Here is an 11,459-nt window from a genome sequence, read left to right as displayed (position 1 = left end):
GTTGTGCGTGCGGGCGTGACGGTGTCGCGCAAAGCGGACACCAACGCTCAGACCAGAACTTAGAAAGGTTCACCTGTGGATAAAGACCGCGAACCCGGAGATAAAACCATCCCGAAAAGGGGCAAGTTGTGACGCCCTGACCTGTCAGGCATCGCGCGGTCCTGAAATTCTTCGCGTTCCGAACCGGCGGAGGTCACGGATCGGGAGTCGCCAACTCACGAAGTGGCTACGGTGGCTGGATGTCCTTTGATGAAGGGTTCGTGTCCGACATGGCGCAGACCGACGCACCGAGCGGAGTGATCGTCAACGCACTGCGCTGGGAGATCCTCAACGACTGGACTCAGTTCCAGAGCGACGACAAGTTCGAGGACAAGACCGCCGAAATGTCGTACTGGTGGGGCTTCGTGAAGCGCGACACCGGCTTCGAGTCGCTGAAATGCCTCTGGGCCAAGCACGAAAGCAACTACCCCATGTTTGCCGAGGCCATCTGGCTCCTGCACCGGGAGTTCAGCGAGGGCGCCGGGGCAGACCACCACCCGCTCTTCGCGAACGTTCCCCCGATCCCGGCCGAAGTCCTGTTCCAGAAGATCGCCAGCTGCTCCGCTCCGGTGCACCGCTCGCTCACCCAGGAACAAATGGTCGCGATCCTGCGCAAGGCGCCGCAGGACTACAGCAGCATGTCGTAGCGCCTCGCTCCCGCCCCACGCTTGCGCGTCGTCCATCGACCCGGCTCGCTCCGGGGCAGATCACGCGAAGCAGTACGAGGCAATGGCCGCCCGAGCACGTGCGGCCGGTCGACGGCGTCGACTACGACCAGGTCCCCACCGAGCCGCTTCCGCCGGCGCCGCATCGGCGACTGCTGACCCGCGTGGGTCAGGGCGCGTCGCCGGAGTAGTGGAAGCGGCACACCACACCCGGGCCGCCCGGCGGGCGCGGCTCGCCGGGGAGCGGGTCGTACAGGGCCCGGCCGCCGGGCCACCGCCCCAGCTCGGTCGTCAGAGCGACACCGTCCTCTATCTCCTCCGGCCGCCAGCCGGTGATGTCGAGCAGCAGTCCGTCCAGCGGCCCACCCACGAGAACGGCGTATGTCTGATGCGGGAGCGGGCCCGGGTTGGGGGCGTCGTGGTCGTGGCCGTACACCCGGCCTCTCAGCAGCTGCTCGTCATCGGCGTTCATCCGACCAGCCTCCCAGCCGCCACCGACAGCGCGGCCGGGGACAGCGGCGGGCCCGGCCTGGGCGGAGACCGGGCCCGTGGCGTGTGCGGCGCGACTACTGGGTCTGGAGGGCGCCGCGGTCGATGAGGCCCTGGATGTAGGGCGGCCAGTCCCGTTCCAGGCTGGTGGTGATGGCGGCGTGGACGTCGGCGCGTACCTGCGGGGTGACGTGTTCGACGTCGCCGCCCGGGTAGTACAGGCGCACCCCGTCGCGGCTGGCGTCGCACAGGATGGCGTGGGCCTTCTGCACGAGCGTCATGTAGAGCTGCGGGACCGGTGCCTTGACGAGTTCGTCGATGACGGCTTCGTAGTCGGCTCCGAAGTCCGCCCAGTCCTTGCCCTGCTTGTCGAGCCAGAGGGTGACGTCGGAGAAGAAGACCGCTTTGCCCGGCCCGTCCTTCGGGTCGCGGGCCAGGCCGGTGGCGAGATCGAGCGCGATGCCGGCGCCCTTGCTGACGAGGTGGCGGGGGATCATCGTCGGGGCGATGGCCACCGCGCACTCGCCCCAGCCATCTTGGGTCTGCTCCGGCCAGGGCAGCCCCAGTACGAGCCAGCCGTCCGGTGCCAGCAGCTTGTTGCTCACCGTGTTCTTCCCCCTCGGTCGTGGATGGTCCGCATCTGATCTTTCCGTCCCGGCCCGGTAGCGGACAAGACGTCCTCCGGCCGTCGGCTCGCGCGCCGACTACCGGCGGCGGCCGAACAGGCCGCGGTTCTTCTTCGCCTCCGCTTCGGCCGCCTCCCGGGCTGCGGCTTCCTCCGCCTGCCGACGAAGCTGCTCCTGGCGCTCACGTTCGTCGGCTTTCGCTTGCTGCTCCGCTGCGACGGCCCGGCTCTGGCAGTCCTCGCACAGGTGCTTGTGCGACTCAGGGTTGCGGGTGTACCCGACCGCTCTCCACCGCTCGTCGGTGAACTTCGCCCCGCAGTCCGCGCACACCGGACGCCGCGCCTCCCGCGCCGCGGCTTGCTCTTCCTCGCGGCGCCGCTCCTTTTCTCTGGCGGCCTGGCGGCGGCGGGCGAGGTAGGTGTCCCGGCGGCGGTTGCCGATCGCGTCCCGCAGCAGCTCCAGGCGGTCGCGGCCGAAGCGCCAGAACGCGGGCCCGGCCGGGCCGTGCTCGCGCAGCCGCTCCAGGGTGGTCGCCACGATGGGGATGCAGCCGTCGTAGGAGTGGTAGCCGGCCTCGCTGTACCACCGGCCCTGCCAGTGGGGGCGGGTCAGGTCGGCGACCCTTTCCATCTGATTCTTCGCGGAGCGCTTGCCGCCCTGGTGGAAGACGAGCAGGACCGGCGGGTGCACCCGCTCGTACTCCTCCCACTCGGGTGCGGACCAGCGGGTGCGCCACATCGGCTTCTCTTTGCCGTCGGTGTCCTTCTCCTGCCGGCGGAAGAACCGCATGTACTTGTCGAACTTCCGGGCGATGAGGACGGCTTCCTCGGTGCAGTTGTCGGCCTCGATGAACAGCAGCGGCACCCCGGCCTCCGGGGCGGTCAGGACGACGTCGGCCCGCGCGCTGCCGATCGCTGGGTTCTTCCAGGTGCCCTTTACCGGGAGCGCGACCTCGGTGGCGTACGAGGTGAGGGTGCCGATCCCGTCCGGGGCGTCGACGGCGGCCTGCGCGGCGGCGACCGCTTCGGCCGGCTGCCCGACGAGCAGGTCGAGGTCGGGCTTCGGGCGGATCAGCGCGATGACCGTCTCGTTCACTGTCATCGGGTGGGAAGCGCCGGAGCGGCCGGCGCTCTTGGGCATGCCGCCCATCTCCTCCGACTCACGGTCCAGGTCGAGGCTGGCGGCGGCCAGCCCGGCCGCGGTGAGGATGCGGACTTCCTCGTTGCCGCGGGTGCGGCCGCCGTCGATGAGCAGGCCGTGACGGCGCAGATCGTTCGCCGCCCCGCGATGGGACGCGGTCCGCGCTTCCTTCCGCTGAGCCGGGGTCTTCTTGAGGGTGTGGCGGTAGCTCAGGTGCGGCGAGGCCAGGCGCTGTATCTGATCGGCGGTCGCGACCTTGAGCACCCCGAGCACGGACAGCACGTCTGCGCGCAGGTCGTTGGTCGATCCCGCCTCGTTCGTCTTCCTCTTCCCCGCCATCAGGCTCGCCCTCCCCGCAGCCGCGACCGCACAGCGGCCGGGGGCGTGTTCCGTGTCGTCACGGGCGGCGGCCCCCCGGACCCGATGATCTCCTCCCCTGCCTTTCCTTTCAGGTTCAGGAGTAGAGAAGAGGGTTGTGACAATCCGGGGCGGGTGCGAAAGCCGGCTCTGACAAGGGGATATGCCGAATGGTCAGGTGTCGGGCACGGAAGTGGCTTCGGAAGTGGGAACGCAAGCGGCGGTGGCAGGAGCTCACCGGGGCTCGCCCACCTCTGCGGGCCGGTCGCGGGCGCCTCCCACGGGGCGGCGCTCTCGCGGTGTGCAGGGCTCCATCGTGCCCTGCCAGCACCGGTGCGGGAAGGGGCTGCCGGGGACAGCGCAGGGGCGGGTGCGGGCACGAGGACCTCGTTCCTCCCGGCCGGGCCGGGGTCGGCAGCGGTTCATCCGTCCCACGCGCATCTGTCTCGCGTGCGGGACCGATGCCACCCTGCTCGATCACCCCTTGACCGCCGTCTGACGCTCAGCACCGATCGGCGCCCCCTATGCCCTGGAAACGCCTTGCCCTTGACGATTCATCCGTGACCGACACCACAGGCAGAGCCCCCGGTGTCGGCTCCGTCCTCTGTCCACAGGCCCACGCTCCGAGGCTATGACCAGCAGGCCGGGCGCAGCAGGCGCCCGGCCCGTACGGAGAGGGAATCGTCATGGAGACGACGTCGCCGAAGCTGCCCCAGCTCGCCCCGGAGCAGATCCGGAGGGCCGCCGACTACGTGGAGCTGGTCTGGCAGGAGCAGGGCAGCGAGGAGGAGAAGGCCGCGCTCGCGGCGTTCCACGCCGACGGACCCGAGCTGGCGCGGCTGATCGGTGAGTTCGGCGCGCTGCTGCTGGCCGACTACATCACCGCCGTGCCCGCCGAACACGCCGACTGCGAGTCCGCGTACGTCATGGACAAGCTGGTGGCGGTGGCGAGCCGGTACCTCAAGCGCTGGTGCCTCGCTGGCGGCGGCGCGCACACCGCGTGGATCGCGGCCGGGTTCCTGATCGAGGTCATGCAGGAGGTTGACCAGGTGAGCCAGTTCCTGTGCGACGTCCGCGGCGACGCCGCACGGCGGCCGGCGGCCGTGGCGTCCTGAGCCGAGCGGAAGCCCGTACGGCGCCCGAGGGGGCGGAGACTTCTCCCCCTTCGGGCGCCGTCCCGGTCCGGTCGGATGCCACCTCCTTTCCGACCCGGTCAAGGAACGATGCACCGGCCTGGCCCCGGCAGTGGGCATCGGATGCTGTGCACTCTCCATCGCGATGCCGTGCACTCCCGAGACGATGCAGGGCACTCCCACCGCGATGTCGCGCATCGGGTGCGGTGGCGGACATCGGGTGCGGTCCGCTCCGCACGATGTCGTCCACTCCCGCACCGGTGGTGCGGTCGGCGCGCGCGCCACCGGTGCGGTGGTGCGGTCGGCGCGGTGCGGTCGGCGCGCGCCATCGGTGCGGTCGGCGCGCGGCCCGGATGGTGCGCACGCGCCATCCAGGGACGGAGCTCCCGGCGGTCGGTGCGGTCCGGGCGGTGGGCGGTGGGCGTTGCCGTCGTGAGAGAGAGCCGGGCCCCTCTATCACACACCCCCTTGCCCGCAGTCCGACGAAGGCGATCGATTTCTATTGATCAGTACCGAATAGGCGAATTATCTGTGACCGGCATCACTGAACGCCGTTCCGGTCCGGACCCGCAAGCTGGTCGAAGGACCAGAGTCGAGGGCCCTGGCGGGCGTCCCGCCCCTGTGCGCATCGACCCGTACGGGGCGGTGCGCCGGGCCGCCGCGCGAGGGATCGGTGCGCGCGCGGCCGGACCGTAGGAACGCACCATCCATGCTCCCGTTCACGCGCGGTGCGGTGGCCCGGAGCGCACCGGTGCGGCGGGTGGCAGTGCGCGACACCGTCGGCGCGCGCGGTGTCGTACATCGCTGACATCGCGTGCGCGCCGGATGCCGGGGGGCCACTCCCCCACCGGCCAGTGCTCACCGGAGTAAAGCCCACTCCCACTCGATGCACGCCACGGTGGGCTCCACTCTCATCCGATGGACATCAGGGTGGAGTCCACTCCGACCCGACGCTCCGCGGTGGAGCCCACTCCCACTGGGTGGCGCCCCACGATGGGCCCCACTCTCCGGGCGGTGCATCGTCGGGCCCGATCTCGGTCCACGCGCTGGCCGGTTGGCATCCGTCAGTGGTCCCGGCCCGGCCCCCTGCCCTGATCGGGCTGCGTGGTGTGGTGCTGCTGCTGGCGGGCGGGGTCGGCCGCTTCCTCGGCTGGCTGCTTCGGCTGCGATCTGTCCGCGATGATGCGGCTGCGGGCTTCGGAGGCCACGGTGAAGGCGGCCAGCCGGGCGAGGTTCTTCGGTGTGTACAGCCACGTCGCGGGATCGGTCGTACGGCCCTCCAGGTACTCCTCGGGCATCGCGGCCTGCTGATGAACGTGCACGGCGGCGGCCTGCTGCGCCGGGGTGAGGGCGGCGTCCCGGTCCGGGTGGTCGACGGCGTGCGGCGCCGCCTGGTCGTGGTTCTGGTCGTCAGCACGCGCGGTGGCCGATGCCGTCGCGGCGGGCGCTCCGTCCGGCGTGGAGGAAAGGATCCGGGCGTCGCGGATGGCGTTCTGCAGGGCGAGACTGGCGACCCGGGCGCGCTCGTACCGGGACGACTCCCGCGGCGGCTTGCCATCGGTGCCAGCGATCCACCAGCGGTGCGGCCAGGCGAAGTCGGCGGTGTAGGTGAGCCGGTCCGGGGATGGGGCCCGGCGGCCCTTCTGCTCCACGGTGAGCTGACGGGAGTGCCGGGACAGGGCCGCGTCGGCGATGTAGTCGTCCAGGCCGCGTGTGAACGCACGGCCGCGCAGGGTCTCCATGAGGTGACGGCGCGCTTCGGCCAGGACGTGGCGGCGGGCGAAGGAGTTGCGGACGGTGTAGACGATGGCGGCGACGTCGACGGCGGCGAGCGCGGTGTCCACCACCGGGCCCACCCGGGCCCGGATCGCCTTCCCGGCCGCACGGCACCGCTCCAGCAGCCCGTCGACCATCGCCTCGCCGAACCGCAGGATCGCGGAGGTGCGCCACCACGCGCGCAGCTGCTCCAGGGGCTTGGGGTTCTTCTTCTCCCGGCGGGTGTCCTGCGCCGCCCACCAGCCCAGGCCGTTACGGCCACGCTCCCCGGGCAGCCGCTTGTGCTTCTTGACGTACTTGTCGGTGATGCGCTCCAGCACCGGCACCATCTGCTCGCGGCGGGTGGAGGACCAGTCGATGAGCTCCTGGTCGACGCCGGCTATCTCCATGACGGGGCGCAGGCCCGGCGTCACCTCCCGGGGCACGGTCGCCAGCCCGAGCTCCTCGCACACCTCGGTCGTCATCGTGAGGGTGTACAACGTCCCGGCCGCCACCACGTTCTGGTAGAGGCGGACCGTGTCCAGCGCGTACCAGGGGCCGTCCGGGCGCTGCGCCCGGTTGAGGACCAGACAGTGGTCGTGGAGCAGAGGAAAGCCGTCGCGGTTGTCGAAGTGCCGCCACTTCGCGATCACCAGGGCCGGTGCCTTCGCGCGCTGACGGCCAGAGGACCACCGGGTCTCTGCGACCTCGTCCTCGAGCCAGCGCAGTGCGGTGTCGATGGCCCGCTCGTGGGCCCGCTCGATGACCCGCCGGGTGTGGTCGTCTCCCAGCGCCCACAGCACGATCAGGGACGCCTGCGCCCGGAAGGTGAAATCCAGCGCGAACAAGGGGGTCACCTTGCGTCGCTCGATGTCTTCGACCGGCTGCCCGAGGACCGTGGCCAGCCGGGCCGTCTCCGGGTCGGCGCCGTCGTCCAGGAGCTCGCGCTCGATCCGGTCGGCGTCCGGGTGCCGGAGCTGCCCGAAGACGAGCTCCATCTGCCGCTCGGTCACCGTCTGCCCGGCGGTGAGCCCGAGCGCGGCCAGGCCGCGTCCCATCCACACCCCGGGCGGTAGCCCGGCCTTCTCCAGGGAGCCCTTCAGGGACTGGTCGACCGGACGACGGCCGTCCCCGAAGGCGACACCGCGTACGTAGTAGCGCCAGGAATTTCGCTTCTGGGCCTTCGCAACACTCAGCATCCCGGCAGCGAACACGGCTTTGACCTGCGAGAAAAGCCCGATCCCGTGAGGCGGGAGGGTTCACCGGAACTTCACCGCCGATCCCGCCGGACGGGCATCTGCGGCAACGCCCTGCCCGCCAGGCGAACACCGCTTTGGGCCAGGCAAATGCTGCGCGACAGCCAGTCCCACCCACCTCACACGCCTCAAGAACGCCAGGTAACCGACTCCAGCGGTATCCAGCGCACCTTCACGTACCGCTCCCCCGGATGACGACCAAGGACGTCTCACCCCGCACTCGTCACCACCGACTCCACACCCGAGCAAGACACCCACCGCCCCCGGCAACGCCGGGGGCTTCGTGCTGCCTGGAGGACCGACGTGCCGACCTACGAAGCCCTGCCCCGCTTCACCACCGATCTGGACCGCCTCACCCCAGAACAGCGCTATCGCTTCCGCCGGACCGTGGCGGCCTTCGTCGAGGACCTGCGCTCCGGAGGGCGATTCCGCGCCGGCCTCCGCGTCGAGCGCGTTCAGCGCGCATCCGGCATCTACGAGCTCACCTGGTCCATGGGCACCGGCCCGGCAGGCCGCGCGACTTGGCAGTACGGTCCGGCGCTCCGCCCCAACACACCGCACGTGATCTGGCGCCGCATCGGCACCCACGACATCCTCACCGGCCCCTGAACAGCTCGGGAAGGGATCGGCGCTCTCCGCACTTCGCGCAGCCGGGCGCCTGTATATCGCGCCCGTTCAGGTGAGGTGCCCATGGTTCTCGGCGCGTGACCTCGCTTCCCGAATTCGAACAGTCGTACTATTCAAGTGTGGCCACGTACGACTTCCCCCAGGACCTCCGCGACGCCCAGCTCGCCCTTCACCAGACCCGCGCGGCGTACGAGGAGTACGCCCGTGCTCTGCCGTGGTCGGCAGAGCCCTTGCCCGGCTGGGAGGCCGAGAAGCAGCTGCACTCCGGCTTCCGGTCCTCGAAACCCGGCAGCCCCGGCTACACCGAGGAGCAGCACGCAGAGGTGGCACGGTTCAGGGCCGAGCTGCTGGAGCTGAGCATCACCGTGTCGACGCATCCGTTCTGGGAGCAGGTGGAGCAGGGCAAGGTCGTCGATGCGCGGATGCGGCTGAAGCACCAGCACGAGGCTCCGGACACCGAGGCGGCCTGATCTTCGTTAGCGCCCACACCGTCCGCACCTCGACGCAGTCGAAACCGCTCTGCCCGAGACGTCCTCGAGTTCAGCCAAGGTCGTCGGGGGCCAGGTCAGGGCGTAGGCGGTGCCAGGAGGGGTGGCGCAGGCGCCCGGCTTTGGTGCGGGCCGCGTAGCGGACCTCCCCGACCAATCGAGGCGCCACCCATCGGGCCCCGGACGCTGCGGGTCGCTCGGTGAACGGACAAGTATCGGACGCCGCATCGTGGAGGAGGGTCGCGAGGGTGGTGCGTTCGGCATCGCTCCAGCCGGTACCGACGCTGCCCACGTAGCGGAGCTGCCCGCTGGGGTCGGGTTGGCCCATGAGGAGGGCGCCGGGCAGGGAGGTGAGCCGGCCATGGCCGGGCAGCCAGCCGCCGACGATGATGTCCTCGGTCCGCACATGCCGGATCTTGATCCACGCCCGGGAGCGGACACCCGGCTCGTAGAGCGAGGTGAGGCGCTTGGCGACGAGACCTTCCAGGCCGGCGGCGGCGGTCATCTTCAGTGCCTGCTGCCCGTGGCCGACGACCGCCGCCGGGGTCGACCACGCGGCCCCGGCCAAGCCCAGGGCCTCCAGGACGGCGCGGCGCTCGGAGTACGGGGAGCGGGTCAGATCGTGGGTGTCGAGGAAGGCGACGTCGAACAGCATCAGGTGGGCGGGGATCTTCGTGGCCATGCGGGCCGCCCTGGCCGGGGAGCCGGCCAACCCCATCCGGGACTGCAGCCGTTCGAAGTCGCTGCGCCCCTCGCCGTCCAGGGCGACGATCTCCCCGTCCAATACCGCGGGCCGGGACCCCAGCGCTGTCCCCAGCCCGGCGAGCTCGGGGTAAGCAGGGGTGATGTCGGCGCCGGACCGGGAGCGCAGCACGACCGTTCCGTCGCCGGGAAGGTAAACAACGCACCTTTGCCCGTCCTGCTTCACCTCGTACGCGTACGCGTCGTCCACCGACGCCGGAGGCAGCTTGCCGGGCGTCGCGAGCATCGGCGCGATGCGAGGCAGAGAGGGCACGAGAGGGGTCCCCGGTCAGGAGGCGCTCCGCTTCCTCACCGTGCGCTTGCTCCCAGCGGGTGTCTTCTTCGCCGCGGCCGTCTTCCTCGCGCCGCTCTTCCGGTCGGTGGTCTTCTTCGGGGAGGCCGTCTTCTTCGCGGCGGCCTTCTTGGAGGGGCGCATCGTGTGGACCGTGGCTTCCTCTCCCTTGTCTTCGCCGCGGCTCTCCTTCGCTGCCGCGACCGACGCGTTCAGCGCGGCCATCAGGTCCAGGACCTGTCCCTGCTCCCGCTCCCCGCCCTCGGCCGGCTCCGGGAGCTCCTTGCCCTCCGACTTCGCCGTGAGCAGCTCCTCCAGGGCGTCCCGGTAGGTGTCGCGGAATCCGGTGATGCTGTCCAGGGCCATGGTGTCGGTCAGCTGTACCGCCCGCTCGATCTCGTCTTCGTCCAGTTCCACCTTGCGGGGGGCCAGGGACTCGGGGCTGCGGATCTCGTCCGGCCAGCGCATCGAGTGCAGCACGATCGCGCCTTCCCGTACCCGTAGGAGGCCGAGGCGTTCGCGGTTGTGCCAGGCGAACTTCGCCACGGCGACTTTGTCGGAGCGTTCCAGTGCCCGGCGCAGGAGGACGTAGGGCTTGGCGGCGACCTGGCCGTCGGTCGCGAGGTAGTAGGAGTCGCTGATCCGGATCGGGTCGATGCTGTCCGCGTCGACGAACGCCACGATCTCGATGGCCTTCGCTGTGGGCAGCGGCATCTCATCGAGCTCGTCGTCCGTGATCGGGACAGACTGCTCCTTCGACAGCTCGTAGCCCTTGCCGATCTCGTCCTGCGACAGTGCCTCGCCGTCCAGCTCGCAGACCTTCTTCGTCCTCACCCGGCCCATGTCCTCGAGGTGGACCTGCCGGAAGTGGATCGAGTGGTCCTGGGTCGCGGAGACGACCTTCACCGGGATCGTGACCAGGCCAAAGGAAATGGCACCGGTCCACAAGGGCCTCGGCATGCTGACCTCCACACCCCCCGGCGGGCTGGGCGGCCGGGAAGCGGACCGTTGCAACGCCGAAGGGAGAACCGGTCCCGGGAAGGGCCTGGCGCGGCCGGGCCGCTGCCCGTACGTCGATCCTCGCGCTCCGGGGGTCTCTCCGCATCTGGAGCGAGCGGATTCCCTGCGTCCGATCACTGTGCGCGTAACCGCGAGACGTTCCGTTCGTTGAAGTCGCCGGTGCCGCCTTCCGCTGCCGCGACGGTGCCCGGCTGAGTGTTCGTCCGGCCCATGACCGGAGGACTGGTAGGCCCTAGGCGCACCGCGTCATCGCAGCAGACCCGTTCGTGGCCATCCACGGTCCGCACAGTCATGGGCAGCTGCAGAAGGACGCACCATGGCATCGCACGCGCGTAAGAACGCAGCCCGCCGGAAGCAGGATCTGTCCGGGCTCAACCGCCGGGCAGCTCTGCAGGAGATCCGTAACACCCTCCCTCCCGCACCGCAGGCCCGAAGGGCGGCACGGCTGTCAGACGCCGCAGAAGCCTCCGATGCCGTGCCGGCTGAGCTGGTCGCCGTCGTCCAGGACTTCACACGGTGGGGCCGTCGTCATCTCGATGACGCAGTCCGGGTGGCTCAGCAGTACGGCGACCATCCCAAGGATTGGCACCGCCTCGTGCTGTATGCGCTCACGGACGCCCTTGCCTACAACGTCCTTCTGGTGGGAGCCCTGGCTGGCCACCTACAGGAACAGGGGCTTGATGAGGACTTGCTCCGTCGTCACCTGCAGACGTCCGATCCTGATCGCTACGTAACGAAGGAGGCACTCGACCTCTTGGCAGGGCTCATGGGCAGGCCGGTCAACGAGGGCCAGCGTGAAACTACGTGGCAGTTCGTCGGTCGCTAGATCGC

The 11,459-nt window shown here is 70.2% G+C and carries 11 protein-coding genes; 5 read left to right on the top strand and 6 right to left on the bottom strand.

Annotation, left to right across the window (positions count from 1 at the left end; genetic code table 11):
- The first annotated feature begins 239 nt into the window (after positions 1 to 239).
- Positions 240 to 686: a hypothetical protein gene (locus IG90_RS45010; protein WP_167345019.1), complete on the top strand. Its 447-nt coding sequence runs from the start codon at positions 240 to 242 to the stop codon at positions 684 to 686.
- A 187-nt stretch (positions 687 to 873) separates the two neighbouring features.
- Here the strand turns inward: IG90_RS45010 and IG90_RS0132845 are convergent, their stop codons facing one another.
- From IG90_RS0132845 to IG90_RS0132835, 3 genes are all read right to left on the bottom strand, one after another.
- Positions 874 to 1,176: a hypothetical protein gene (locus IG90_RS0132845; RefSeq protein WP_030592951.1), complete on the bottom strand. Its 303-nt coding sequence runs from the start codon at positions 1,174 to 1,176 to the stop codon at positions 874 to 876.
- 94 nt (positions 1,177 to 1,270) lie between these two features.
- Complete coding sequence (locus IG90_RS0132840) at positions 1,271 to 1,798, bottom strand: hypothetical protein (RefSeq protein ID WP_030592947.1); 528 nt, start codon at positions 1,796 to 1,798, stop codon at positions 1,271 to 1,273.
- Between the two features lie 99 nt (positions 1,799 to 1,897).
- On the bottom strand, positions 1,898 to 3,298 hold the full coding sequence (locus tag IG90_RS0132835) for a replication-relaxation family protein (protein WP_078585491.1): 1,401 nt from the start codon (positions 3,296 to 3,298) through the stop codon (positions 1,898 to 1,900).
- 704 nt (positions 3,299 to 4,002) lie between these two features.
- Here IG90_RS0132835 and IG90_RS0132830 point away from each other — a divergent pair.
- A complete protein-coding gene (locus tag IG90_RS0132830; RefSeq protein ID WP_051860355.1) occupies positions 4,003 to 4,431 on the top strand; it encodes a hypothetical protein in 429 nt (142 codons plus the stop codon).
- A 1,082-nt stretch (positions 4,432 to 5,513) separates the two neighbouring features.
- On the opposite strand, the gene mobF is transcribed toward IG90_RS0132830, so the two are convergent.
- The gene (gene mobF, locus IG90_RS42790) at positions 5,514 to 7,403 is read right to left on the bottom strand and encodes a MobF family relaxase (protein WP_030592938.1); all 1,890 of its coding nucleotides are present in this window, start codon (positions 7,401 to 7,403) and stop codon (positions 5,514 to 5,516) included.
- A 360-nt stretch (positions 7,404 to 7,763) separates the two neighbouring features.
- On the opposite strand from mobF, the gene IG90_RS0132820 reads away from it, so the two are divergent.
- Both IG90_RS0132820 and IG90_RS0132815 read left to right on the top strand, forming a co-directional pair.
- On the top strand, positions 7,764 to 8,069 hold the full coding sequence (locus IG90_RS0132820) for a hypothetical protein (RefSeq protein WP_030592935.1): 306 nt from the start codon (positions 7,764 to 7,766) through the stop codon (positions 8,067 to 8,069).
- A 137-nt stretch (positions 8,070 to 8,206) separates the two neighbouring features.
- The gene (locus IG90_RS0132815) at positions 8,207 to 8,557 is read left to right on the top strand and encodes a hypothetical protein (RefSeq protein ID WP_030592932.1); all 351 of its coding nucleotides are present in this window, start codon (positions 8,207 to 8,209) and stop codon (positions 8,555 to 8,557) included.
- A 70-nt stretch (positions 8,558 to 8,627) separates the two neighbouring features.
- Here the strand turns inward: IG90_RS0132815 and ligD are convergent, their stop codons facing one another.
- Positions 8,628 to 9,590, bottom strand: coding sequence for a non-homologous end-joining DNA ligase (ligD, locus tag IG90_RS0132810; RefSeq protein WP_033894856.1), 963 nt, complete (start codon positions 9,588 to 9,590; stop codon positions 8,628 to 8,630).
- A gap of 15 nt (positions 9,591 to 9,605) precedes the next feature.
- Positions 9,606 to 10,568, bottom strand: a complete 963-nt coding sequence (ku, locus tag IG90_RS0132805) for a non-homologous end joining protein Ku (protein WP_030592926.1) — start codon at positions 10,566 to 10,568, stop codon at positions 9,606 to 9,608.
- Between the two features lie 376 nt (positions 10,569 to 10,944).
- Here ku and IG90_RS44490 point away from each other — a divergent pair, with 376 nt between their 5' ends.
- Positions 10,945 to 11,454 carry a hypothetical protein gene (locus tag IG90_RS44490; RefSeq protein ID WP_030592923.1) on the top strand — a complete coding sequence of 170 codons (510 nt, stop codon included), beginning with the start codon at positions 10,945 to 10,947 and terminating at the stop codon, positions 11,452 to 11,454.
- Positions 11,455 to 11,459 lie beyond the last annotated feature (5 nt).

The sequence above is a fragment of the Streptomyces anulatus genome, from assembly GCF_000721175.1.
GTDB lineage: Bacteria > Actinomycetota > Actinomycetes > Streptomycetales > Streptomycetaceae > Streptomyces > Streptomyces anulatus_C.
This window is presented reverse-complemented; position numbering and strand designations above follow the sequence as displayed.